The organism is Paenibacillus oralis (assembly GCF_003863965.1).
In the GTDB taxonomy this organism is placed as follows: Bacteria; Bacillota; Bacilli; order Paenibacillales; family Paenibacillaceae; genus Fontibacillus; species Fontibacillus oralis.
This window is the reverse complement of record NZ_RRCN01000002.1, coordinates 403,099-429,110: the sequence shown is the minus strand read 5'-3', so window position 1 is coordinate 429,110 and position 26,012 is coordinate 403,099. Positions and strand designations below refer to the sequence as shown.

Sequence of the window (26,012 nt, the reverse complement as noted above, 5' to 3'; positions counted from 1 at the left end):
CCTCCGGGCCGATCTCACCATCAGAAGGTGAAAATCAGTTTTAGAGGCCTCATATGCCGGATTCGATTCCTTACTCCGTAATTTGGTTTCCTTCTGCGTCGGTGAAAGAATGTTGCTTTGATTCAGGGATAAGCTTTACCCCCAATCCAGTCGGCAACTCCGAAATTTGATGTACGAAGCGGGTTGCATCGGCCTTTGAAGAGCACCAGCCAATTTCCTTCCAGAAGCCTTCATCCGAAACAATAATGAATTTCGGAATGCTTTCCTCTTCACGAATCGCCCGCTTCATTCGATTGATCAACGCTGCGCCTTCCAGACCCTCCAGACCTCTCGCATACACCACTATGTTTAATGTTAGGTCTTCGATTTCGACATACTGACTCTGTGTCACTTCCTCCGTCGAATTCCAATCCATATCGTCCTCTTCCACATCGGGGGATACCGTTTGAGAAGAGTCAGATATAGCTGTGCAACGGAATTCTTCCCAGTCGATTGCGATACTGTTATCCACCTCTTGAGGCAACTGAGCATTAAGATGCTCCTGCATCGACCTCAAACCATCACGGTAGCCGACAAGGGCATCATGCATGTTGTTCATCATCTTTAGCTTGAAAGCCTCAAGGTCTTCCTCGCGGCAGATGCCAAAGCGACGAATTTGTTGAAGGCTATCTGGAAACTCTGGCCGGCTTTGAACAAGATTGATTTCACTAGGCCGGTAAAAAGTTTTGTGCCGAATGACACCGAAGTTGATGGTTTCGCTATCAACAAATTGAACCATGAGATCAATGATAATTGGCTCTGCAAAACCGGACGGCTCTAGTTTCATGTGAACCTCTTTGATCTTACTTCCAATTGAAATTTCTTTTGACATGAGATTTACCCCTTTCAAGGAATTGGATTGGGTTGTAGGCGCAGCAAAAAGCACCTGGCAAACTCCCAAAGAAAAAGACACACGTATCGTGTGGATTTAGCCTTGGTCACCTTGCCAGGTGCTTGTTTCATAGAATGCTTTCTCGCGCCTGCGGGAAAGAAGGAATATTAAAAAATAAGGTATGGCTCTATTATAGCACGTTCTATACAAATGGAGAATCTTACAAGAAAGGGCCTGAAATGATTATGCAGGCCCTTTCTTTCCTACTTATGCGCTTGTTATGATTACTTTGTCTTGATTAACTCTTCATATTCGTCGTCAGAAAGCCTTTCAAAATGTTCGTTTAAGAAGTTGTCTAAATCGCCATTTGAAAGTTCAAGGTAATGATCAATAAAGACGATTGATTTCACATTTTGTAGGCCAAGACCAGCGGACAGGTCCTCTTTGCTACGTTGAACACTGCGCTCCCCACAAACTACTGCAAGCAACTCCCCTATGTGAAATGGAAATAATGTTTTCCTCACACGGTCCACACAAACAATTTCTGCAATATCATGTTGCTTTTCTCTTAAACTATACCTCTGCAACTCTTGTTTCAAGTCATCCTCATTTGCAAACTGGACAAATGATTCTTGGTACCCCATAATGCCACACTCTCCAATCATTAATAATGTTAACCTAATACTATTGAGTTTTTCCATACTATTGGCCTCAGAATTTTAATCGGATTTGTCTCCAAAATACTCCGCAAATAATTTTAGGTTCATGATTAGATCCTACTACTCGTTTATGACTTGAATCCCTCAGACTGGAGCGGTGCTACATGAACCCGTTTAATCGAAACGAAAAGGATGGGCTCATTGGGGTCGATAATAACCTCGACAGGGACAAGCTCAGACGGGTCCCCTTGCTCTCCTACGTTACCAATTTCAGAACGATGGAAATAAGTAGAGACCACAAATTTTCCTTCCCGTAGGATTGGGGCATGTGTCTCATCCCACAATGTTAATCCTGACCCGTAACATGGGGTGTCATTGATCGTGTAGTTCATGACACCAAGAAAAATAGAATGCTTGCCCCCCTTAAGGAGTTCGCGGATTTCATCTAGCGAATATTCGCGATCTTCCGTAACATCCCAAGTGTCCATGGATTTAAGCCCTTTGATATTCATACAACAATCTCCTTATCGGTTATTTATCAAAAAAGAAAAAGATGGGAATGTTTATGCCTCCTGGATGCAAAATGATTCTTTCTCAAAGTGCTTAATGTCCTTCCCGAGGATGCATAAAGTCTCAAAGTTTGATCGGCGGCGGGAACTGAGCTTCAGCATATCTTTTAAGTCAGTTGCCAAGAATTCGAGCCGTTCCTGAAGCCTGTCTCGGATCTTAATTCTTGAGGAAATAGCGTACGATAAACCCTGCATATTTCCTCTGCCGTAACAGTTTTCAATTTAAAACCAGCCATTGATATCACTCCTTATGGAATTGGTTTGTAGGTGCAAAAAATGCACCTCTCAAACTGACCAATGAGCACACGAATTCCGTGCAAAATAACATTGATCATCTTGAGAGATGCATTTTGTTAGAAAGCTTTCCTGCGCCTGCTGGAAAGTATATGCAGAAGGTGATGGATTAAGATATGCGTTCATTGTATCACGATTGTTCATTAGAGGAAATACGACGTGAAGCATTCCAATTCAAGTCATTAATTATATGAAGTCTTTTATTCATGGTTAAATCGATAAGGTGACTTAGAGTGACCCAGAGGACACCCAAAAGACACCTTATCTCGAAAAGACCTTTGTTTCGGCCGATATTGAATATTTAACGTGCAATTCCGGTTACTTGATTAAATGCGTACAGTTGATTTTGATATGGATAGGCAAGTCGCTTCAGCTCGTTCTCGTAACGTTCCACAAGCCTGGAGAGCTCGAAATCCGGCTCGCAAGACATGTGACATAACTTTCGCTTTTCAGTAGCGCTGAGCAACTTGTGCAGTTGATTGATCGTAAGGTGCATCGAGCAACCATCCGACGAACATTCCATGATCTCCTCAAGCTCACAAAGCATCTTGTCGTACTCCCTTATATCGTCTATGTTCTCCATTACATCAACATCTTGCCGGTCGATAACAACTGCAAAAGCATTGCTGATAACTTCAAACCAGAAAGAGGGATCTTCGCCGGTCATTTTTAGTTCGATTATGGTGTCGTAGTCTTCCCGCACTTCATTTATCGGAATAATGAGGTGTTCCTGGTAATCTGTCTTCACTTGAGTTCGGGTCTTCCCAACACGGTGATTTTTCATCCAAAACAGCTCCTTTAAAGCATTAATTTTAAGCAAGTTAGGACAAGGGGGTAATCAAAAAAGCACCTTTCTGAGGAAATGAGCAGGGCACACCGAGGGTGTTTGCTTCATTCTCCAAAAAGTGCTTTAGAATGCCCACCAGCGTCTGCCGGCGAGTAAATTAATTTCGTACATCATCAAGGTATGATTAAATCATAGAACATTTTAACGACCTTGTACAGCTCTTCAACCAAGCTACATGCTTGAAGTTACTCGGCGGGAGTTTTATCTAATTTAATGAACCAGTAGGCAAAATATTTAGCACCTTTAGTTATGCCCCCTCTTGTTTTTCCGAGTTCCTGTGAGTCATTCCTTCAGAACTTTAAATCCACCTTCACGATCTTTGATATAGCGCTTATTATCTTGTACATACCCCTTTGCACCACTTAGCAAAAGGTACAGCTGCTGGAGATGGTTGGTTGGAGCGCGCTGCCGGTCGAGGGCAGCATCCACACGTACAAGGTCTCGGAAAGAGCCCCCCGCCAGAGTTGCCCCGAGCGTTATGTTCACCATGTCCGCCTTTGAACAACTGAAGGAACATCCCGCAGACACTGTGCCGAACGTTTGACCGTTTTGGTCCGGATGCAAACAGTTACCCGAGCAATTTCAAGAGAAGTTCAACATCGTACGCTGAGCGCTTTGCCCGGGTAGCGTCTGCCGTCTGTGTGAAGCGGTTGTAGGGCGTCTGCGGTATGTCGTGCGTTTTGCCTTACAACTCCGATAGTAGTTGGCCGCCGTCGGCCGCTCGCTCTGCCCTAACGTTTCCGGATACAACCAGGTGAATTCTCAGTTTTCTTAATTCGAGGTCCCCTGCTCTTCGAGTGCAGTTATTCTAAACAAATCACGAATAATAAAGATGCCATAAGGGGAGTAATAGGTAATACCGTATGAACAGAAAGTGCTGAAAGCCGGCTTGGAGGAGAATGTTTATGAAGAGGTTACTGATTTTAGCATTACTTGCTGTTGTAGGACTGGCAGATTCTTCTTATGTTTTTGCATCGCCAAAAGCGAATGGGGACTGCTATCCAATAACATTTTTTGATACCCTTGAAAAAGCTGTTACAGAATATAAAGAATTAACGTCTTCTAGTCCTGTATTTATGCCTACATGGTTACCATTTGATGCACCTTTAAAAAGTGTGCGTATTGTAGGATGTGGAGCTATCCTAAAAACGGAATATGTAAGTGATAATCAGAAAATACGTGTTCACGTTAATCCCCAAATTAAAAATTCCAAATTAAGCGGGAATTACGCCGTTTCCTTAAGTGATAAAACAAAAGCGGAATATAAGGAAAGCAAATTATTTTATGCATTACGGTTTGATAAAATAGGGAGGAGCTACATGATCCTTATTGATAAAATGAATGGTAAACTTATCGAAAAAGAAACAGCCATAGAATATTTGACAAAAATTGCAAATGCCTTGACTGTGGTGAAGGGGCCGGGTAATCTTTCAAATACCGCTCCCATGGTTTGGAGGTACAATAAAAAGACTGTTGAGAATTTTAAACATTCTTTTTACTCAATCAAAAGTTCTCCAAAACTCCATAGGCATTACAACCAGTTTGTCCTCCGCCCCCGCTTCCCAAACCAATAATGTAATTTCCGCTTACTGTAGCTGTGTAGGTATCCCCGTCACTCTCCGAATTTGGCGGTAGAATCACGGAGTCTACACGGTTACCCTTAGGATCAGATAATGCAAGTCCAACATTATATTTACTGGTTATTGAACTCCCACTGTAAAATTGAACAGTATCGCTAGTTTAGTAGGACGTGTTTCGCCAAGCACCAAAACGATGGCTGTTTGGAGTTTGCAGTGAGGGTAGGGGCTGACCGCATTCTTGCTTCAGAGCATAATGGGGGTCTGGGTAAGAGGACTGCTGCCCCCCCACCCGGCGGCGAACCGGAGCGTGGAGAGTAATTATATGAAACAATCGGCGGGGCGTGCGTTGATTAGGTCCCGCCTACAGCGTTTTGCAAACCGAGGCTCCTGGATGCTTACCCCTCAGCTGGGCACCTAAACCTCTAGCAACCTTCGGACTCGCCGCCTACTGCGGACGGCCGGACGATCATCTGCAGCATCGGGCAGACGCCACAAATAACGTCAAAATTCCTCATAACCCTCATCAATATCAAGTCCGAAAACTTCATCATAGGGTGCATTCACAATCAAATACCCTTGTTCAATTCTCCACCCTTTTTCCAATACGTATTTGACTGGAACGGGTAGCTCATAATCATCGGGATTGCCTTCTCCCCAGTGCTGTTCAAGTACCGCCATAATCGAGTGACCTGTGTCAGAGATGTAAAAATGGAATGGTTCCAGTTCTGCGGGCAACCCTGAATACATTTGTTCCGACACCATACTTGCAATATCTTGAAGGCTTTTTCGCAATGGTTTCTTTCGACTCGCCGAAAAAGTCAACTTTTTGGCATCCTTAGGCTCACTCCATTCGAAATTTTTATATTTTAGGTCGAAGTAGCTCTCGAGGGCAGCTTTTGCAGCCATAAAAGCCGGCATCGGTTGATCCTTAATACCATGCAGCTTTCCAAGTATTCCTTGTGCCTCTATGCGAAACGGGTTGTCCATGTATCGAGTCTCAACATACTCTAACCGACGATACATATTGAGTAAGATTACTGGGCTAGCAGCCAGTGCTTGAATCGTCGATAGATGGATCGTTGGATTTAATGTGATCTCACCCATAAAAGGTTCAGGCCACTTGTCTCGAACACAGACAATCCAGTGGACTATATGGATGCCTTGGATATTATGGTAAAGTAAGTGATGTTGCACCTTATTCCGCTCCAACATCCTGGATTCGGAATCTGATGAAATAAAAAAACGTATCTCGGGTATTGCATACATATTCCGATCTTCAATTTTCAATATTTTAAAATCTTCCTGGTTCCATTCATCCGGAAGGGTTCCTGATCCCTCCACAAAGTACAAAACACCTTGATTAACACCACTTTGTCGAGCGTACATTTGTCTTTCCGCTGGGGTGACAGGTATCCCACTTTTCGGGTCAAAGTCAATGATCAAACCGAATTACCTCCTCGACTTTTCAAATCAAGAGCACTACTTAATATATAATATCAGTCTGGCTGGCAACCGTCATAAAAGACAATCGGTAATAGGTTCCGGGAGAGTACTGGATTATCTAGCGCCAGCCGGTGGCTTCTTCTCCACTCTGGATGACTTGTAGCATTCCGTTTTTCTTACAGAGGTGGAAGACATGTACTAAAATTTGCATAATATTAACCATACGACTGGGGAGAAATGGTTTCCCCGTTTCGATCGCGTGCGCTTTCGTCTCCCACATAGCAGCGTGGGAAATCTTTCGGGTAAGGATAACCAGAACATTCGCTGAGGCCAACACTGCATAAAAGTCGGGATCGAGCTTATTCCCGTCGTTAACCAAGATGCGACACGGATACTTCTCTAACGCCTTTTGCGGTACTTGTAAGTCACCGATTATCGCAATAGTAATATCGGAAAGCTGGGACAAGTCGGGATTAGTGTCCTGAATCGGCACCACATGCTCGAGATCACCCGATTCTTCTACTTCTACCTCTTCCACCGGCACCAACGCCCTTAAGCGTCGTAATTCAGTAAGCAACTCTCCGATAAAAGTTTTCTGTTCTCGGAGCCTCTGTTTGTCTTCCGGATCACGGAAAGATTCAATTCGGTGATCCTCAAGAGTTCGTATTTTTTCATAGGCGTTAGCTAGTTTACGTTGCCCCTCGGCTATCTCCGCTTTATGTACCTCAATGGTTCTGTACATTTCTGCTATTCGTTTTCTTGCTAACTCTATCTGTTCAGACTGCTTTGAAATGTGCTGAAGCAAGAATGCATTATCACCTTTATCACGCCGAAACAGTTTACCAATTGCTTGTATTCGGAGGGTTTCGTGTGCTTCTGCAACCGGAAAGTGCAGTAGCGCAAATTGTGAACGCCGAAGACCATACCGCTTGGTATAAACCTCCGGTGTCCACCCTATTGCGCCAATATCGAGCAACTCATTATAAATAAAGTATCGGTTGGCTGCTTGCCAAAAAGCAGCTCTGTCCTGAATACGATTAAGTGTATCCCTCCGAGCATGCTGATCTGTCCGAAAGTTATGAGACATTCCTAAGGCAGCATACCCCTCTTCAATCTCCGCCCGCAGGAGTTCGTTTACTGATGCGCGCCAGTCCTCCAAGGCAAAATCAGCATACGCTGACCAAAACTCTTTTTCCTGGGATTTAAAAATATCGAATCGTCGATCATGTCCCTCGGTAACAGCGGCACTTTCTTCGGGAGACATTACAGAACCGTACATAATGCCTACACGTACAATATCAGATTTGCTCCCTGCCTCACGATACACTACATGCTCTGGTGAGTACTTAATTCCGCATTGTTGGCAAACCAGATCCTTGATAGGATGATTGGTTTTATCCATGGCTTGTTCCAATTCACGATACGGTAAGCATCCATAATCGTGTATTTCCATCTCATTAATTGCGTTACAGGATACACACCGTCCATGTAAATAGACTCTGACATGAACAGGGAGATTCCAGTTAATTCCGTCGTTCAATTTATCACCTTCCGGACCATGAACAGATGCTTTGCTTCCTCTTATTTGTAGAACAAGTTCCTTATTTTAACTATAACATATAGGCAGAGTTAGCCAAGACAATATTTTTACTACATTCGGCAAGTCCCACGACGGTCTCCCGAGGTAATTTGCTGACTCTCGTTGTGAATGGAGACGTATATTTCACTAGATTGCGATCGGCGAGCGACAAGAATGCAGAAGCTCTGGAGGGTGAAGGAGCCGCGGGGGCCACTCGTTTTGGTGGCTTGCAGCCGAAGGCGGACTAGGGGTAAAGTACCGAGGAGTTTTTCCCTGATAACGGCGGGAAGTCGCGCATTCCTCTGTGCTGCAATCCGGGATACTAATACGGCGATGGCCTGGGGAACTGCGAGGGCCTCGGCCAACATTGACTTTGGGGCTTGAGAGGTTAGAAACTGTGTGCGGTACTACCAGGCGCCGACACACCAACTACTTGACCAGAGAAACGTGGAACCACAGGGCTTTCTGATCGGCAGCGATTAGATAAAGAACCCGTTTTCCTGATCTCATGAATGACTGAAAAGAAAGCTTATTATGGGGTTCGGCAACTAGATACACGATCAAGACCATATGTATCACCAAAATCCGTTACATTGCGGATCTTCCAGAAGTCTATTGACTGTTCTCGAGTCATATCCTTACGACTGCAAGCGTATCGGATGATCTGATTTTTGGTCTGAGAAACCATACGAAATTTACTTTGCGCTCCCTTTTACTTAGTAAAGTACATGGAATATTATTGAAATATAAATGCTCGGATAAAACGAAAAAAGGAGGTTATAAGGTGCATGGTTGAATTAATCGGTAGCGAAAAGCAAGTACAGTGGGCTCTTGAAATAAGAACGGATTTACGGGAGGTTTTTGAAGCAGCCAAGGTTCAGTTTGAAAAGTGGTATAGAGATCGTGAGCGGTGGAACGAAAAAGTCGAAAAGAAACTTAAGGAAGGTAGCAAAAAGATTGAGCGAGCGGTGTTTGATAACAATTCTGCTAAATTTTATATCGAAACGTTTGGACTGAGTTTTAATCCTAGAAAGGTTCGTGAAGCGAATCGAGATTATTTTATTTGGCAGATGTTGCAAGTGTTTTTGCGAACGTTATAAGGTCGTCAGAATACAATTCTTTCTTTGGTGATCAAATTGCAGTGAGATTTTGGGTGTGTATTGCGGAAAAGGAGGAACAAAAATGAAAAATCTGCTGGCGTGGGAACAAGTTGGTGACTATGAGTATAGACTATTGACGGTAAATGGTGAATACTTGAATAAACAACAAGGCGGATATACAAGCATCGATTTAATCGGAAGGACGATTAAATTATTCGATGGCGAAAACGAACCGGAAATTTTTGAAGCTCATGAATTCGATGGCCAACTTGACCTACTAAATATCGTGACAGAAAAATTGAATTTATCTGAAGATGACACCTTCCATGTTTTTCGCAAGCTTATTGGATTCAAACGGCTTTATTTATTGTATGAGATAACCAATCCTTACAATTATCATACAGATTTATTTTTATTCGACGTAAGGGATCATACCATCGATGCCTTCGTAAGCGAGAAGGGCTTTGAAATCCAATTTATACACGTTGAAAACGCTGCTGAAAGATTGAATTTATTTGGGCGCGAATACATTTACAGATGTGAAGAACAGGGCTGGGGTCGAGTTAGAATGTGGAACTCAAAAACTTTTGCAGAAGCACTTGGTATTAGTAAACATGCATTTCATGACCGATACAAACGATCTCAAAATCCGAATGCGCGAAATCCCTTACCGAAACCTGATCAACTTTTGACCGGTGACCGTACACCGGTGTGGGACCCAAAACGGGCCGACGTTATGAAATACATTGAAGATTCACTTAAAAAGAATATCACACCTGGCCACGGTGATTGATCAGACGAATTGACTCACGACTGCTCCGTTTCTGGACTCAGAGCCACCAGGAACGTGTTATCCGACAGGACGGTCTGCCGCTCTCCCCTGCCGCCCGATGGCGTTCGGAGCTCCAGGAAAATTGAATTTGAATTTCACTGGGGCACGTCAAAAGCTAATATCGTTTGAGTCAAAGGAGAAATCAAAAATGATTGATAATAGCGGAGAGAGTTAAGAATGCTTTAGAAGCTGTGAAAAACTCAGTTGGGTTCCGAGGTGTAGGTATAGAGGAAATTTCAGACGAGACTATTTGCGAAAGTCTTAATAAGTTTTTTTGTAAAAAGCAAATAGTTAATGGTATTCGGATTCGGATTTTTTTGCGGAATTACTGAAAACTAAAGGGTGACGATGAGATGTTCAAAAAAATAGACGAGTATCTAAATTCCATAATTACTTTCGACGCGTACTTAAGAACGCTCAATAGAGGATTTCAAGCAGATTGTTGGGAATCAGGTACAGGGCGGATTAAATTCATCTCTGATGAAAAATATCAGGAGCTAAAAAAGTTAACGAACATTATGACAACGGAAGAGTTGCGAAATCCACATCTTATTTCGGATGAACGAATAAGAGAACTAGCTACTTTAAGTAACGTGAATCATGATGAAATCAAAATTCATTTTTTTGATTTTGAATTGAGTTACAGGATTAAACATCCAAAAAAACTTGATGGAAAAAGCCTAGATGAACAAATGAAATATTACAAAAATATAGCGGAAGAAAGAGGAATCCTGAAAATCTCACGACGCCATTCCACCAAAAAATTCGAATAGTCTAAATAATATAGATTTGCCCCCTCAGTGGTTCGAAGCTTCCGTTAATGAAGTTGCTTCATGAGACTCGCTGGACAGTGTAAAAGACCGCATAGTTATCCTATGCGGTCGGAATTGCGGTGTAAAAGTGGCTACAGTCTATCTGCATTGATGACTTCACAGGAGAGATCATCCTCGATCGGACCACCCATTGGAATCTGCGTATATGTATAGCCGCTTTCTGTTCCGAAAAGCTCTTCTATCGGAGTTTCGCCATAAAGTGGTGGCAACACAAGATACGTACCACCTGTGCCAACAATGGTTCTCCAATGACGGACAACTCCAAAAAATTGTAAGCCCGCTTCTTGCAGCAGCGCCCAAACCTGGCGTGTCTCATTCGTATGTATCTTGATATTCGGAGCGGGCTTCACCTTGTTTGGTGTATCTTCAAGCCGATAGTGCAGTTCACTCTTCAGGTACTGCATTTCCTTATGCCTCCCATGACTCCCGCTGCACTGGGAGTCGAAAATATATCGGCTCCCGAGCAGTTGGATCTGGCATTGTCGGTAGCTCCGCGCCCCGTCTTTTCTTTTACCTCTACTTACTCTTATATCCGTATCGGAAGGTACATACTGAGATCGATTTGTAAGTCCGTATACCGATTTTTCAAGGATGCGAGAACTCTCATTATTTTCTTCTTATTATGATTACCGATATCAACAAATTCTCTTGAAGTCTGCCCCACTCACTGAACTGATATAAAAACGACATCACAGTGAACTATTTAACAAACTATTTAACAAACTATTTAACAAACTATTTAACAAAACACTCAGTTATGTATTAATCTTTATAATATTTATATGATTATAGAACTCAATATTTAAGTGTTCAGTTTTTTGTGCTTTTTATTTATAATTACTCTCTATATATTCGGCAGTAGGGATTTATAATTGCACACAGAGTCTATCGACAGTCACTTCGGGTGTTTTATTGATCTCATGGATGAAGCCTTGAACGGCCTTGCGAATTTTCTGAACCGTATCAAAAAAGACGTTATTAATGACCGATTCCTTGAGCCAGCCCCAGAGTCCTTCGATGAGATTCAGCTTCGGGCTATAGGGAGGAAGATACAACAACGTGAGAACGGACTGATGCTCGGTCAAAAAGGGTTGGATCAACGCCGCGTGATGTATTTTCGCATTGTCCAGTACAAGGACGATGTTCTGATTTTCGTATTTCTGCAACAGTTTTTCCAGGAAAGATAAAAATTCTTGTGCGGTATATTGGATTTCTTGTGTGCAGAACACCTCTCCTGTCTCGTAATCCAGCGAACCAATCAACTTGGCTCCGTGATGCTTGCCGTAGGTGGGGACGATTCTCTGTTGGCCTTTGGCAAACCAGGTTCGGGATAGCGCTTGGTAGTCACGAATCATGGACTCGTCAATAAACAAGATGCGGTCGATTTCACCGTTCAGGAGTTTTTTTATAGGCTTCAAACTCCTGCACAAATGCTTCCTGCTTCGCAGGGTCTGCCTTGGCCAGGGTGTACGTTGGCACCGTGAAGCTGAGCTTCAATCGATAAAGCAGTTCTCGGGTTCCGCGGTCCGAATACAACACGCCAAACTCTCGCTCAATCCATTTTCGGATGATCGGTGAAGTCCAATTCATTTTTGCAGGAAAGCCAACATCCGCAGGTGTCTGATTGACAACCGTTTGATAGACATATTGCTCTTGTTCGGCGCTCAGAAAAGGCTGACGTCCCGGAGGCGTTTCGATTCTCAACCCTTGAATGCCTTCTTGATGATAGGCATTGGTGTAATTGTAGATAGTGGAAAGAGAACGTCCGATGATCTTGCTGATGTCTTTCTTGGACACGCCTTGTAGATCAAGCAAGATCGTTTGATATCTTTCGTGCATTCTCAAGTCTTTGTTTGCTTTCATGGCCGCTTTAATCGCTAGAATTTCAGGATTGTTCCGATCTTCTTCAAGAAGTTTTGGCAGTTTCACTTGTCGTACCTCACCGGCTCATAGAGTAATAATTTTACGATATACGACTCTGCTCTCACTGTCCAGAAAATTATTCCAACTATCTATTGCCGAATATATAAATATGCTCCTGCAAAATTTGAGGGGCGCATGTTACCTGTATTACGATTTATATTAGATTTTTCGATCACAGTACTAATTACGATAGTAGAGGAGAATTTAAAGAGTATGAAAAAGAACAGTATCTATCTGGTCCTTCTTTTATTGGCGTCGCTAACAACAATACTGTCCGGATGCAACTTCTTGGAGAACAAAGTAGGTGAGATGAAAAGCGCCTTAAAAGGCCGCGAAGCAATTATTCAAACGTACGATGAAGAAAGCAATATCATCGATAGAATCGAGGCGAGATCTATTGATATTGGCCCTGAAGATATGTTTTCTACGATCGATAGTCAAGGCAATAAGATCAAAAATTCAGGAGTATTAAGCATCACGGTAGGCGGAAAACCAATGATGCACGTCGGCAGTTCATTGATTTTGGCAGAGAAGGACCTTCACAATATTTTCGAGGAATTTGCAAAGACTATAAACATCAAGAATCTCGACCGGTCAACACCATTCTTAAATCGATTGGTTAACTCGATGTCCAACATGACAACTGGCAAGAATCTCTTAATTCTAATTCGCTCGCAAAGCGGAAAGCCTCTTGCTACCTACGTTGGGAATCAGGTTTCTTATTTTGCAACAGATGTAGATAAATCCACCGGTATTCTGATAGATGGGAAGTATCTCTTTATCTATCGCTGCGATTACTCCATCTATGATGTTTCGCTTCTCCAGGAGCAATGACCAAGACGGATACGGAACAATTAGCGGATATTCTCCGCGAACCAGGAGCACCATCACAAAGGCAATCGGCCATTTGTTGGTGCTTCCTTTCATTTGCCCGAATAAAGACATTCAAGATATTTCGCAGATGACTTCATAAAGGAATTTCTTCACTTCTTCGACGTGCTTTCCGGCGAGATTCAACAAAACTTAAATGATAAGTATTACTGAACATGCATATATTCAAAATTCTGAATACTTTTAAGAACATATTAATTAAGCTGAATAATTCACTAAATAAATACACGATCACCCCACCCTACCTCATGCTCACTGCTTGGCTTGTTTCCGACAGTTCATCCAGTAGAACAAGTAGAATCCGGTAAACCATTGTCTACTTCAAATAAAAATTGGTTTACCACAGTTTACATGGTTTACTCCGTCTACTCTTAGCGAGATAATCCATTTTTGGGGTTCGCAAACGCGCGGCTTCTCCCTACTCGTTGTAAAATATAAATAAAGCGATTATTTAGTGAGAAAAGAGGTGAACGTAGTGAAAGATTTGGTGCCGGGACCCGCTTCCTCCAATGATGATGAAAGTAACGCAACCAACCTCTCGTTGGACATATTCAATAAGATGCAATACCTCCAATTATCCGGTGACCGGATGGAACATTTTCTTAGGAATGGCATACCAGTCAAGATGCTGATTGAACAGGAATCCAAAGGGCTTGGCCACTTAACCATTACTGATTTATTGGATGCCCTCCAATATCTCCGCACGACCGGTCAGAGCGACAATTACGACGATCTTAGTCTGAGAAGGAAACTGCTCAACCCAGAAAGAACGGATCTCCAGAAGGAAAATAAAGCCTATAGACATATTCTGGAGAGCATAATGCGGGAGTTCAAAAAAAAATCCAAAGGGTATCGCGCATGGGCTGAAGCCATTCGTATTTTACTGGAACGCGTCGATAACAAACAATACGACTAACAAAGAAAGGGGGGACTACTCCGATGAATGTCGTCACGAAATTAAACAAAGTAACTGGTGATTCAAACGTTGTTCCTGTGAAGGAATTTCTTGATTTTGTAGGAAATGGATCAAAGAAGCGCGAAGCAGCACTAATTGCAATCATTGAGGGTGAACTTTTCCAAAACACTGAGGTCGCTTATTTTCTTGCCCCTATGAAAACCTCTGTCCATGCAACATAATCGTCTCTTTGCGGCACCTATAATACGCAAAATAGGAGTTGATAACTTTTGGACACAGCAGTAAAACAAAACTTCTCGAAATATTCCGGACTACCGTTGGCTTCGGTAATTTTTCTGGCGACAACAAGTGCTCCTATTGACCAGGGCCGAAAGCGAGTTGTATGGTTAGAACTCCTATACCGGTATTTTCGGCAAGGGCGAACCTTCAATTTATATAAGCACCTGCACGGTGAACCTGTGGTTTTCGGCAATACCATAGGGTGGGAGTTAGAACGCGAAGATGTTGAGATCCCAGTTGAACATGCGGAGGATTTCATCAAAAACCTGATGGCGTTTATCAAGTATGTTGATGAACGGGTTCTCAACTCCGAGGGGCTCCGCTTCGAGTGGCAGCTACATGAACTCGCTGGAATTAAATCGATGATTGAACGGGTACGAGATGCGAAAATCAAAGATATGAACACACGACAAAAAGTTAATCTCTTTATCGATAAGATCAACGATGCTCGAAAGAACACCCTCATTTTGATCGAAGCTGCTAAGGCAGAGGCGGAAAAGGCAACTAAGTCTGAAGGCAAAGCAACAGAAACACAAATCGTTGTTTCCGAAGAGAAGACGTCGTTGATGAAGCAAGAACTGAAGCATTTGGACATCCCTATGTCAAGAATCACAAAAAAGCAATGGGTTGACATGATGAATGAATTCAATATCTATTACCCTGAAGATCAAAAGAAGCTGGTTCGACTCGGTATAAAGAAATATACTTCAGAGATATTGGAACGAAAACCATGGGAAGCTTTTTTTGAAAACATGGAATTGAAAGACTCCTCTTTGAATATGTACGCTGTTTTAATCCGCTGCCTTCGATACGATCCAGCGAAAACGATTCTTAACCGATTTGATACAATAGAACAATTTCTCGCTTATATCAAATCGTGGTACCATTCTTGCGAGAATACAGATAATAAGACCTTTGAGGAACTTCGTTTGCGAATTACTGAGAAAATCACATCCTTTGGGAACGGATTGCTTGAACCGCCGCCGAGAATCACAGAAGCAAAGGAATATGCAAGATCTATCGTGATTCAAGCTGCACTCCGTCTACTGGAAGATTCGTACTGGATCGTAGAAAAATATGCAAATGGCCCACTTTCCAAGATGCTTCTAGACACTCAAACCATTCAAGTTCCATCAGGCAATTATAAGGAACGTAAATCGGTTTCTCTGCAGTATCAAAAGGACGGCAGCTTGATCCAACTAAATCCTGTTTTTGTTAATAAAGAAGTTAGCATGTATACGCACTATCATTCCATCTATGAACAACTAGGTTCGCTTGCAGGTAATAGTGAGCCTAACTATCCCGGCGGTGAATTCTTTATCATAAACGAAATTCCGCTTGAGTATCATGACAAGATCCGGAATTTTTTCAAATTGGCTCTTACGCTAAAGTTGGATACGAATCTGTACAAAGTTGTTTCTCAAAAGGGGCCAGCCAGCGAACAATTTCGTCCAAGTAGATTTTCATTTGAAAAATCGTCGGATATTGAATGGTTGTTACGTTATAAATTTCTACGAAAAGCAATAACACCGGAAGAAATCAGGTGGCTTTATACGACTGACGAAGGGTATGCGTTCTTTAAGGTCATTTCGGATGTAAGCCGCTCTCACGGCGCGTTTCATAATCAAGCCGAATATCTGGCCTACTATCTTGAGGATGTACTGCCCATGTTCGATTTTTCCAAAGAGGAGGATCGACGTCATTTCTTCCGACTGGACTTTAGTAGTGCTGACATCTACCAATACAAAAGAATCGATCCGGAACTGGCAGAAAAAATCGTCCTCAAGTTGCAAAAGGAGTCGCCGCATGAAGTAGCGTTGGTGTACGAATTTTTTGACGGAATCTCAAATGAATACTCCTTCTTTGAAGTAAATCCGGAATACGAAAACCTCTCAGCTATGGAGAAACTACTACTCATGAATCATGGTATAGAGATCGGACAAACAAGGACAGAAACCGGTTATCGTGAGAAAATGACAGGTGGCGTTGAAGTCAGTTTCACAACGGAACAGGCCAGGACGAAATTCATATTTGAGTACTACAAAAACTTCTACGCCAAATCAGAGTGAACATCAATACATCTGTCTTCTAGACGGAATCGTCACCTATGTACGAGTACGGAAAGATGCACTGAGATTACCTCGATTATTAGTGTATGAAGAACCCGCTTCCTCTAGATTCAAAGAGCGGGTTTTTACTTTACCTTTCGATCGCTTTTTTTATTATTCCGACAGGTCAAATACTTGCTATAATTCAACGGATAAGTTACATTTAAATTGTGGTTGGGGGAAAACCGGTCTACGGTAACTTCATGATCACAGGGACTAGGAGAGTAGTTCGGTCTACGAACTGCACACTGGTCTTTTTCTTTTTTAGCGGTTCTTCCCTATCGAGAGGAATAGATAAGATGTGGACGTCGCAGTCCATTAGTAGTATTATTTAAATTTCTATACGGAAATCAGAATACCTTCGTAGAATTCGTCTCTTTGAACTCCTTCTCACGACGAAAAGATTGACGATCGATCAACATAACGTGTCACTACACAATTATGAGCATAAACCCTCTTGCCTTCAACTAACAGAAGAGAGTTCTTTCTATACTTCGATCGTTCAAATTCAAATTAACACAAAAATAATCAACTTAGATGTTATTGTACTAAGCATATCTGTACAATTAATAATGGATTAGATAAATCATTCACACTCGGGAGCCCTTCTAATATAATGATAAACCGCCCCGTTTGTGCCTATGCTGATGAACAGATCACAAGATGGTACGTTATCGGATATCCAACCATTCGCTAACGTATCTTTCTTTCTTTTCGGGGGTGTTTTATCTTTCCCTTTCTTAAATGATGGAGGGCCAAAGCCTTGATTTTACTGGGTTCTTCGATAACTTCATCGCGAGGGACAAATAATTGTCGATTTTCTGATGTCTGGCGAATCGAGTCAGTTTTTGTGTCCACTCCCATACTTCGATATTGTTTACTGACCATAAACCGCTCTTCATCTAGGGGGTAAATAAAAGGGTTACCTCTCTTTTTCTAAACCAATGACTGGAGCGGGTTATGCGGTGTCGTTCCGCCCATTTCAGCGGCAAATCGTCAGAGAGTATAGTACGGTGTATAATGTTGGTATATCATAATCCGAGCTGAAAGTTGAGGTAATGACATGATTACTAGTAAGAAACTCGATGACCTTTTTAGAAGAATCAGCAGCGGTGAAGCGAACAAGCGATTAAATAAAAGGATGGTTAGAAGTTTCCCTAACCTAGCAGGGGAACTGGATACATATAAGGAAAAGCTGGCAAGTACTCCGTTTGTACCTCGTGAGAAAATACTGGCCATCGAAGTGTTTATAAAACAAATGACTATCGACCCCCTTACAGAATATACTGTATTCTGGGATATCGATAAGGCCATTCATCTGGCAAAGAGGATGAGTCCAGGCCTTTTTCCGATGGAGTATCTGCAGGTAGCACTCCAGACAAACCAAGCGGATCTCAAAAGCTATGTTAAGGGCACTCCTGACTTGAACATTCCCATCATAGTCGTTCTTTACGCTCCGGTGATGGAGGCTATCATTATTGATGGGAACCATAGAGCTCACCAGGCGCTCAAGGAAAGCAAGGGGGCCATTATGTCTAACTTATTTTTCAATGGAACTGAAATGCAATTGATCGCAGATCCACATAGTCAGCTCATGTATAAAATCCATTGGAATGTCAGTAAGATTCTTGCGTATCAAGCAGGAATGTTCGACAACATTCAATATTCCAATGAATTCGATCTCAACACCCTCTTCCGGATCTGATGCCGGAAGTTAGCTTGTAAGGTAATTGGAGTTCTCTATTGTTTTCATGGAACAAAAAAGAGCCGGTTTCCCGACTCCTTTAGATGCCTTGCATCGTGAGTTAGTTATATACGTCGCTCTTCTTAAATGAACGATGGATGCGGTTACTCATGTGTGTGAGTTAGACGGCGGGAACGTGGTTACTAAAAGTGCTCTGTATACTTTCGTTTAATGAACTCCTTAGTACGCTTCGGATCACGTTAGGTAGGTGTAACTTAAGATGCTCCTCACCTACATGGTTGATCGAAACGAGCAGGTTTCCCGCTCCCGTTCATAATCAAGTAAATCTCTCATTTGCGTCGCCTGCCGAAGCGGGTAACCAGAGGTACTTCACTTTCTCCTCAAGTTCGCAAGGAATAATAATCCTGTTTTCCATCATCCGAACTATGGATTGATCTTCCCCGGCAAACCGCTGACGAAGCAGCTTAATACGTGAGGACTGGTCCGTACTCAGATTGATGGTTAGTAGCCCTTGTTCCTCAAGCTTCATCAAGTCGCGGCAAGTGGAACGGAACCCCAAGTGATAGGTGAACCACGCCGAGTAAAGAGCATCCCATTCACTGTCGTCAATCGGTATGGTGATGTCCGAAGACTGAACCATGGAATAACCGGCATCGTGATTGATCCACTGTAGAAGCTCCTTCCACATCCGGACCGCCCCCACCTCATTAAACATCTTGTTACAGGTCCAACGAGCCGATTCATGGCTTTCCTTTGGATCTATGTTCAATTGGTCGGTTCGAGTCAAATAATCATGCCAAAAACCGGTCTGGGCATAATAGGCGACCTTCGGATGGGACTCATTGATAAAATGGATATGGGGAGCGCAACGGATCAGGGCGTGAGCAAAAACCATGCCATGAATCGCCATGGCCCCATAAGCTGAGTTCACTGAGAAGATGAGGTTTTCCACTTCCGGGTACTCCTGCTTCAGAAAGTAATCCATTGGCCGGAACGTCCCCACTGTCGCCCAGGACATCAAGGTGTCAATGCCGGCACAGATCACGTCATTGGGACTAACCTTCTGCTCATCAAAGAGCCAGGTCAGCGCTTCGTCCGACGTGCTGCAAGAGGCGTGCCCGTACCCACGAATATGCATCGTATCCGATAACTCCAAATAAGAAATTCCGTTGGCGTATGCCCCACCCGGGACGTATCCAATCACATATCTAGCCATAATAAATTTGTCCTCCTTATTTTGTGTAGTATTTTGACGATATGCAGCATGAGTTCTTCAATGAGGTAAAACAAAAGAAAAGATAAGGTCACCCTAAGCTTTATAAATCCGAAAAACCCTTGCTACACGTGGGATTTCGATAAAGTCACCCAAAGGTCACTTTGTGTAGCCTAAAGGTGACCCAAAGGTGACCCTATCGCATTCCAAGCTGATCTTCACCTTCGAAGCCTTAGAAATCGAGGTGATGGCCACAAACGCCTGCCGTATTGAAGGCACTCACATTCGGAAATTCCCTTTTCACAAATCATCCAGAATTTGTAGATTTATACTCATAACTTCCGTCCTTTGCTTAGGATCGTTCATCCCGTGAAGCGTGAATTTGCTCTAAGGAAACTGGCTTCGTATCTTTCACCCATCCAAGCTTCTCAGCAAACCATACACCATGACTGCAAATCCGTTTTCCCAGAGTTCCTCATCTGCCTTGCTGAATCGAGGGAAGTCATTTGTATCTCTAGCAGCATTCTTTTTTTCAATAAGATACGCTAATGACTTATAGACCTCTATAAACAGGTCATGTGTGGATTTGAGTTCAAGATCATCAGCGTTTTTGGCTCCCTGAATTCTCAAATGATCCGCGCAAAGTTACCGAAAAAACACCTCTTGCTGTTTATCCAAGTAGTCAGTCTCCTTTCATGGAATCTCATTTTAAAGAAAATAAAAATGAGAAGCGGGTTCGCCTGTATTGACGACGCCTGCTCCTCATACCTGATATCTCAGTAATTAATGTTTCAGTATCATGTTAAAGGTAGAGAACCGCTCCAAGGATACCGGCTGTAAAGCCAATGTCCCATCGCGAAATTGAATAACATCTCTCAGGAAGCTTTCTAAGGCTTCCGATGAAATGAACGGTGTAGTGATCGAAGAACCGACATAGCCGTCAGAGAGCTTGGATAAGATCCAAACCTCGGAAGCGCCAGCAGGGAACTTCCCACACTTGTCGAGATACTCCCATACCATTACTAGTTCCACTTGTATATTCATGGAGCGGGTGAGGACCATCTGGAGGTATTCTAACACTTCCTCCACATCATCGCTCGTATATCCTTCATCCCACTGAGTGGCGGAAATCCCGCAAGCCTCAAAGCGGCGGGATAAATCCTTTACCATATCAACAAAGTTCATTTGGACCGTCTCCATAACTAAAAGCACTCCCGTTTGTTTGACCTAGTGTTTAATATTTCTGTACCATATTGCATCTGGAAATCCAATGAAACTCAATCGGTTGAAGCGGCAATTTGCCTTCCCCAAACTTATACAAGTCCTGTAGAAAACTGTCCAAGGAAGGCGTAGTGATCGGAGACCCTACGTATCCATCCGCTTGTTTGGTAACAATCCAAAGATCAAAATCGCCGGTCGGACGCCAGTCTTCTATCCGCTCCCAAACAACTACCAGCTTTGTCTCAACCTCCATGAAACGGGTGAGAAAAATCTCCATCTGATCGAGCAATTCCTCAACATTATCTCCCCAGTGTGTGAAGATTCGTCCGAATGCAGAACAGCGGCGAGCAATTTCTTCCGCCTCAGAGTTAAAGACTAATCTCGTTTTCCTTGCATTTTTGAGTAGCAACGGAATTACATGCTGTGCATAGTCTGCCATCTGCTTTTCGTCTCCGTTTGCCACCAGTTCCTGATACCGTAGCTCTACTTTCTCAAGATCCACTCCATATATACTCGAGGAATCATTAGACTCGTTCCTGCAGTTAACTGAAGGGGTGGGATTTACTTTTTTTCGATTTTCCATAGTATCCTCCTCGTTCTTTTCGATCAAGAATTATATTGATGTTATTGCCCATCGAAGATAGTGGACCTAACGTATTAGGGAACGTACTAACCACTTACGTTAAACCTTTCGTGGAATACCTGAACACTTTCTCCGAGAAAGGAACAAGAATCCCGGGTTTACGAACTCCTTAATACATGACTCATATGCAAATTTACTGTGATTGGTTCATATCATCCGAGTGTACATAAATGATGAATACGATGGATAGTCCATTTTCTTCGATCTCAAACTTGTATTTACCAATAATAGATTTGACGGTGTCTTTAAAGTCAAGTGCCTGTATTAGTGACCAGGAACCATTCTTTGTGAGTTTGAACAATGAAGGATCGAGCCAAGGTGTGTTTCCATTATTTAAACCAATGTCAATCCGATAAGTTCCTTCCTTAATATTGAAGGTTGCTGAATAACACGCAATCCTTTCCGTCTCAGCGTAGTTCGGATAATAACCAGACTCAATTGCAAGAATTTCATCGGCTTTATTGACTTCATTTAATGGAATTTTAATAAGTTTACGGTAAACGTTCCCTTTGCTATTACTCCTGACTGGCAAGTCTAACATATTGTCACACTCCTTGTTCCTTTTTATAAATAGTAGCGGGACTCAGAAGGCTTTGAGCAAATGAATTAACCCGGTCTGGTAAGGTTTGTTAACTAGAATCATTGTGAAATCACACCTGGATTAGAATAATGATATGTTAACGGCTTTTTTGGCTCATTAGGTGGAATGAGAGCGAATACCCATTGGCTTGATCGTAGACATCAAAAATGATGAAACCAAGGTCCGGATTAGGACGAATCCCTTTGAAACCTTTTATCATTATCTCCGTATCATTGGAGCCAGTAAGGGTGATTTCGTCCCCTTGTATTCCGATATATTCCACGACAAAGGGAATGCTCGTGATTTCCTGAATCCAATCCTGATTGACGCGTGCCTTCAGTTGCACATGAGCTCCATGCAATGCTTTGAATGCATCTGAGTGATTCCAATTGGTTTCGATTTTGAGGAAGCGGGTTACGCCAATCGGGTAGTCCCTAAGTAAAAAGTACGTCTTCCCAACCAGATTCTCTTCTAAGGCCCGCTCCCTTCCGCTTCCCGTTTCTCGAGCGTAGACCGCTTTATACCCGTACTCACATTCAATCAGTGAGGTGAGGTTGTTTTTCAGAAACACAGAGGAATGCTTGCTTGCCCAATGCGTTAAACGCACTTGGTTGCGGCCAAATCCCTTGGAAGCTAAGTCAATGTGCATTTCACCGATCTGAAAAGGTATTCTGAAGCGGTATCCTTTCCCCTCATAGACCATCAATCCGGTTTTCTCGAAGCTGCTGTCGAAGAATTCGAACATAGCCCACTTCTGGAGTATTTTTAATATCGAAGTCCCTGGACCATTGAGATGATCGATCGTCAGCTGCATGCCGGAATCCCCTCCTCCAGAGATGAACATTCCTTCGGCGGGAGAACTGCCTGCACTCGAGCTATATATTGAATCTCGATCTCCTGGTTCAACAAGTCAATCATTTTGAAGTGAGCCTGTTCTGTTGTTTTCAGTCGAAACTCCATCCTGACCTTGTCCCAGCCACGCGACTCACGCATTTCCTTAAAGAATCGTTCCCAATGAGGAGTATCACCATATTGGACGGTAACACATTCCTCAATATCGAAGTTCTTTGTTTGTTCAAGCACATCGGAAGCCCATTGTTTCAGAATGCTTTGTATGTTCTTCAAGGACAATTCACTCCCATCGATAGGATAAAATGATGAAGAAGAAGCGGGTATCTGCTTCCTCTCATTAATCTGGACCACTGAGGTCTATTAAATGGTACCGCCGAGAGATATAAGGCAATAGCAGCCTTCACTTGTCCGAATCAAGGTATTGTACCCATAGGCTTCTACCAAGTTCTGTTGGACAATGATTGCTTCCCCATTTTGAAGGTCTGTCTCGATCTCTTTACACTGGTTACAGTCAAATGGATCTCCAAAAACGATTAGCGAGCTATTACCTAAGGCGAATAATGCACTCTCGTCGGAAGCAAAATCATGATCCCGCCCGCTTATATCATCTCGCTTGAGGATTTTGCGCCCTTGAGATACGTTAAATCGCTCACGGCGATTATCAGAGTCATCCCGAGATGCTTCACCTGTAGTGCGAATACCTGCTAGGAAGTCAATAACTTGAAAAAGTAAGCGCTGTGACTGTTTTAGCAACTCTTCCGGACTATCATCACCAGTCAGAACCTTGGAAATATTTAATTTTATAGCCTCCATGATCTGAATGAGCACTGAAGTATCCTGAATGGTTACCGTTCCAGATGTGGTGACTGGTACATAAGCAATTTGATCCTCAGGAACCGTCATATCCGTGAATAACTGTGATCGGAACATCTCCATGTAGATGGCATCGAGTTCAGTCATGCATTCATCTGGACCAGCTACATAGGCGATCGAACCCATTCCTTCATTAAACGTCACATGAAAGGAGTGCTTGTAGTTATAAGTGTCACGATAAGTGCCGATATACTGGGTGCTTCCATCTGGTTCCTCTACAAGCCTGGCTTCATCAAAGATCTCATTATTGTATTCTTCCGCTGCCTTACAAAAGTCAAGAAACTCCTGATAGGTGTGTTTATAATTCGATTGGCTCATTATCATAACCTCCGATAATTGAAAAACTATAAAAACTGTTTAAGATACGATTGGTAGATGTTTTCTCACATCTACGGCATGAATAACCTTATATGGGTCATATGAACGAGAAAAGCGATCCCTTTTCGTACACAATCTGATGTTCTAATGGATCTGTACCCTCATTGAACATCCTAGCGACTTTCCTGTCTTCAGAGAGGATAGCAACGTTATGAATCATTGAAACCTTCATCCCGTATAACCAACGCATGTGCTTCCTTAACAACCAGCAGTGTGAGCAACGTCTGTAATATCGCGCACTTCCTGAATGGAATAATCTTTTAAGCGTAGTTATGCCTTCAGCATATAGACGTTGCAATTAATTGCACATAGCGGTCAAACATATCTCGGTCAAATCACTTGAAACGTTCCAGATTCTGGTCAAGAGAACCCGTAATCCATTCGATACACACTTTCATACCTGGTAATTGAGCCTCTTTGATGATGAGTTCTCGCATATTGGTACTCCCCTTGAGTAAGCCCAGTTGAAGGGGGTTCTCCCATATGGAATAACCCCCTTCAACTGGTAAGTGGATTAAGCCTACGTTCTCAAACGGGATAACCGGTTGAGGAAGGCTCCATAATCAGCATTCGCGTTCTCCACGTCGTCCCATTGGTTTACACCACCGGTATAATCAGAAATGTGCTTTATAGTTCGAAACATAATTCGGTTTCCACCAAATTGACTGATGGTAACGTAAATGCCTTTGTTATCTTCCCACATACCATACAAAGATGCGTCACCACTTACTCCAATGCCACCTGGATTAAAACAAACCTTTTTTTCCTTCAATGAAAGGTCTTTTGCAATCTGGCGAAGTGCGGCCGTACTGGTACGTTTGAACTCCTCTTTTCCCGTTGCATTGTAGGTAAGGTTCTGAGTTGTCATGACATTAGTCATTTTGACGAAAGATTTGTTTTGAACAGTTACTAACATTGATCGATTCCTCCTAAGAATTAATTGGGTTGTTGGCGCAAATCAAAAAATGCACCTAACAACGATCAAAGATAAGGACACACTTATCGTGTGTAATTAATCTTTGATCACCTGTTAGGTGCATTCTTAGTTAGAATGACTCCTCTGGCGCATGCTAGGAGCTGATGAATGATAAAAGGCGTTAAGTAAATGGTATGTTTTTATCATACCATGAGGTCTTGTAAAAATACAGTGTAAGTAATACTGGCCTAATAATATAAAATGTATTTTTTCAAATGGGAATATAATAATGATAATACATATGTTCAGGAATATATTCAGTTTATTGTTCAATCTCTAATTTAATCTGATATACTGAATTTTTAGGAGTAGTTGTTCACCTACCTACGTGACCCATAAAAATATTATAAGATTCAACAGATAATAAGAGACGTATTCTGTTTAACTAATGAATGCATATATGAATGTAAATTGCCTTGAGCGAAATCGACTCAGGAATATTTTAAATGAGATTAGGTTTCCAGTAAAATGTATAAAATTTAATTTATATATGTATATTCAGTTTTATGTTTATTTTTAGGTTCAGTTTTATATTCATAAAAAAATTTATTTAAGAAGCACTTGCCAATTGATGTATTAAGAAATAATTTGGCTAGTTTGCAATTCAGAAATAAGAAACTTTAAGGAAACATTATTTATTAATATATATAAACAGTAATATATTCAGTTATATATTAAATTTATTTTCTTAAGGGCTATCGCCCAGGAAGGGCAAAGAAGAAGCGGGTTCGACCAATATTTGCTGCCGTAGAGCACGTGTATTAATGCACCCATTCTGCGGTTCGGATAAAAAACACACGATATTCCCTACAAATTCCCCATCCCTTCTAAAATCCTAAATATATTA

Annotated in this window: 25 protein-coding genes; 9 read left to right on the top strand and 16 right to left on the bottom strand. The window is 42.3% G+C overall.

Translation table 11 applies throughout. The annotated features are described in order from the left end of the window. Window positions 1-70: 70 nt before the first annotated feature. From EHV15_RS35715 to EHV15_RS35700, 4 genes are all read right to left on the bottom strand, one after another. Window positions 71-871: a hypothetical protein gene (locus tag EHV15_RS35715; RefSeq protein ID WP_128636018.1), complete on the bottom strand. Its 801-nt coding sequence runs from the start codon at window positions 869-871 to the stop codon at window positions 71-73. A 284-nt stretch (window positions 872-1,155) separates the two neighbouring features. Continuing rightward, the gene (locus EHV15_RS35710; protein ID WP_128636017.1) at window positions 1,156-1,572 is read right to left on the bottom strand and encodes a hypothetical protein; all 417 of its coding nucleotides are present in this window, start codon (window positions 1,570-1,572) and stop codon (window positions 1,156-1,158) included. A gap of 86 nt (window positions 1,573-1,658) precedes the next feature. Continuing rightward, window positions 1,659-2,042 (bottom strand): DEAD/DEAH box helicase family protein, encoded by a 384-nt coding sequence (locus EHV15_RS35705; protein ID WP_128636016.1) that lies wholly within the window; start codon window positions 2,040-2,042, stop codon window positions 1,659-1,661. Between the two features lie 652 nt (window positions 2,043-2,694). Next, entirely contained in the window at window positions 2,695-3,177 is a 483-nt protein-coding gene (locus EHV15_RS35700) for a hypothetical protein (RefSeq protein WP_128636015.1), read from the bottom strand. A 968-nt stretch (window positions 3,178-4,145) separates the two neighbouring features. Between EHV15_RS35700 and EHV15_RS35695 the strand changes: the two genes are divergently transcribed. Then, complete coding sequence (locus EHV15_RS35695; RefSeq protein ID WP_128636014.1) at window positions 4,146-4,814, top strand: hypothetical protein; 669 nt, start codon at window positions 4,146-4,148, stop codon at window positions 4,812-4,814. A gap of 507 nt (window positions 4,815-5,321) precedes the next feature. Here EHV15_RS35695 and EHV15_RS35690 read toward each other — a convergent pair. Both EHV15_RS35690 and EHV15_RS35685 read right to left on the bottom strand, forming a co-directional pair. Continuing rightward, entirely contained in the window at window positions 5,322-6,263 is a 942-nt protein-coding gene (locus EHV15_RS35690) for a hypothetical protein (protein ID WP_128636013.1), read from the bottom strand. Between the two features lie 118 nt (window positions 6,264-6,381). Beyond that, window positions 6,382-7,803, bottom strand: coding sequence for a DUF2325 domain-containing protein (locus EHV15_RS35685; protein ID WP_128636012.1), 1,422 nt, complete (start codon window positions 7,801-7,803; stop codon window positions 6,382-6,384). Window positions 7,804-8,630: 827 nt separating this feature from the next. Here EHV15_RS35685 and EHV15_RS35680 point away from each other — a divergent pair. The 3 genes from EHV15_RS35680 (at window position 8,631) to EHV15_RS35670 (ending at window position 10,547) form a co-directional block, all read left to right on the top strand. Continuing rightward, the gene (locus tag EHV15_RS35680; protein WP_128636011.1) at window positions 8,631-8,942 is read left to right on the top strand and encodes a hypothetical protein; all 312 of its coding nucleotides are present in this window, start codon (window positions 8,631-8,633) and stop codon (window positions 8,940-8,942) included. Between the two features lie 82 nt (window positions 8,943-9,024). Continuing rightward, window positions 9,025-9,735, top strand: coding sequence for a hypothetical protein (locus EHV15_RS35675; protein ID WP_128636010.1), 711 nt, complete (start codon window positions 9,025-9,027; stop codon window positions 9,733-9,735). Window positions 9,736-10,127: 392 nt separating this feature from the next. Beyond that, window positions 10,128-10,547, top strand: coding sequence for a hypothetical protein (locus EHV15_RS35670; protein ID WP_128636009.1), 420 nt, complete (start codon window positions 10,128-10,130; stop codon window positions 10,545-10,547). A 131-nt stretch (window positions 10,548-10,678) separates the two neighbouring features. On the opposite strand, the gene EHV15_RS35665 is transcribed toward EHV15_RS35670, so the two are convergent. Continuing rightward, on the bottom strand, window positions 10,679-11,011 hold the full coding sequence (locus tag EHV15_RS35665) for a hypothetical protein (RefSeq protein WP_128636008.1): 333 nt from the start codon (window positions 11,009-11,011) through the stop codon (window positions 10,679-10,681). A gap of 462 nt (window positions 11,012-11,473) precedes the next feature. Next, a protein-coding gene (locus tag EHV15_RS35660; protein WP_218571273.1) for an IS630 family transposase occupies window positions 11,474-12,470 on the bottom strand; the annotation gives its coding sequence in 2 pieces (ribosomal slippage) (window positions 11,474-12,029 and window positions 12,028-12,470; 999 coding nt in all). 273 nt (window positions 12,471-12,743) lie between these two features. Between EHV15_RS35660 and EHV15_RS35655 the strand changes: the two genes are divergently transcribed. From EHV15_RS35655 to EHV15_RS35635, 5 genes are all read left to right on the top strand, one after another. Next, window positions 12,744-13,364 carry a DUF5052 family protein gene (locus EHV15_RS35655; RefSeq protein ID WP_128636007.1) on the top strand — a complete coding sequence of 207 codons (621 nt, stop codon included), beginning with the start codon at window positions 12,744-12,746 and terminating at the stop codon, window positions 13,362-13,364. 532 nt (window positions 13,365-13,896) lie between these two features. Further along, window positions 13,897-14,337, top strand: a complete 441-nt coding sequence (locus tag EHV15_RS35650) for a hypothetical protein (RefSeq protein WP_128636006.1) — start codon at window positions 13,897-13,899, stop codon at window positions 14,335-14,337. 23 nt (window positions 14,338-14,360) lie between these two features. Then, window positions 14,361-14,558, top strand: coding sequence for a hypothetical protein (locus tag EHV15_RS35645; protein WP_128636005.1), 198 nt, complete (start codon window positions 14,361-14,363; stop codon window positions 14,556-14,558). Between the two features lie 48 nt (window positions 14,559-14,606). Further along, window positions 14,607-16,685: a hypothetical protein gene (locus tag EHV15_RS35640; protein ID WP_128636004.1), complete on the top strand. Its 2,079-nt coding sequence runs from the start codon at window positions 14,607-14,609 to the stop codon at window positions 16,683-16,685. Window positions 16,686-17,787: 1,102 nt separating this feature from the next. Beyond that, the gene (locus EHV15_RS35635; protein WP_128636003.1) at window positions 17,788-18,429 is read left to right on the top strand and encodes a hypothetical protein; all 642 of its coding nucleotides are present in this window, start codon (window positions 17,788-17,790) and stop codon (window positions 18,427-18,429) included. A 316-nt stretch (window positions 18,430-18,745) separates the two neighbouring features. Here the strand turns inward: EHV15_RS35635 and EHV15_RS35630 are convergent, their stop codons facing one another. The 8 genes from EHV15_RS35630 to EHV15_RS35595 all read right to left on the bottom strand — a co-directional run bounded on the left by EHV15_RS35630 (window position 18,746) and on the right by EHV15_RS35595 (window position 25,105). Next, window positions 18,746-19,645, bottom strand: a complete 900-nt coding sequence (locus EHV15_RS35630; protein ID WP_128636002.1) for a hypothetical protein — start codon at window positions 19,643-19,645, stop codon at window positions 18,746-18,748. Window positions 19,646-20,425: 780 nt separating this feature from the next. Further along, window positions 20,426-20,827, bottom strand: coding sequence for a hypothetical protein (locus EHV15_RS35625; RefSeq protein WP_128636001.1), 402 nt, complete (start codon window positions 20,825-20,827; stop codon window positions 20,426-20,428). Between the two features lie 49 nt (window positions 20,828-20,876). Beyond that, window positions 20,877-21,446 (bottom strand): hypothetical protein, encoded by a 570-nt coding sequence (locus EHV15_RS35620; protein WP_128636000.1) that lies wholly within the window; start codon window positions 21,444-21,446, stop codon window positions 20,877-20,879. A 193-nt stretch (window positions 21,447-21,639) separates the two neighbouring features. Further along, a complete protein-coding gene (locus EHV15_RS35615; RefSeq protein WP_128635999.1) occupies window positions 21,640-22,047 on the bottom strand; it encodes a hypothetical protein in 408 nt (135 codons plus the stop codon). A gap of 136 nt (window positions 22,048-22,183) precedes the next feature. Then, window positions 22,184-22,900, bottom strand: coding sequence for a hypothetical protein (locus EHV15_RS35610; RefSeq protein ID WP_128635998.1), 717 nt, complete (start codon window positions 22,898-22,900; stop codon window positions 22,184-22,186). Continuing rightward, window positions 22,891-23,211 carry a hypothetical protein gene (locus EHV15_RS35605; RefSeq protein WP_128635997.1) on the bottom strand — a complete coding sequence of 107 codons (321 nt, stop codon included), beginning with the start codon at window positions 23,209-23,211 and terminating at the stop codon, window positions 22,891-22,893. The genes EHV15_RS35610 and EHV15_RS35605 overlap by 10 nt, the downstream gene beginning before the upstream one ends. An 87-nt stretch (window positions 23,212-23,298) precedes the next feature. Further along, window positions 23,299-24,129, bottom strand: coding sequence for a hypothetical protein (locus EHV15_RS35600; protein ID WP_128635996.1), 831 nt, complete (start codon window positions 24,127-24,129; stop codon window positions 23,299-23,301). A 580-nt stretch (window positions 24,130-24,709) separates the two neighbouring features. After that, on the bottom strand, window positions 24,710-25,105 hold the full coding sequence (locus EHV15_RS35595) for a hypothetical protein (protein WP_128635995.1): 396 nt from the start codon (window positions 25,103-25,105) through the stop codon (window positions 24,710-24,712). Between the last annotated feature and the right edge of the window lie 907 nt (window positions 25,106-26,012).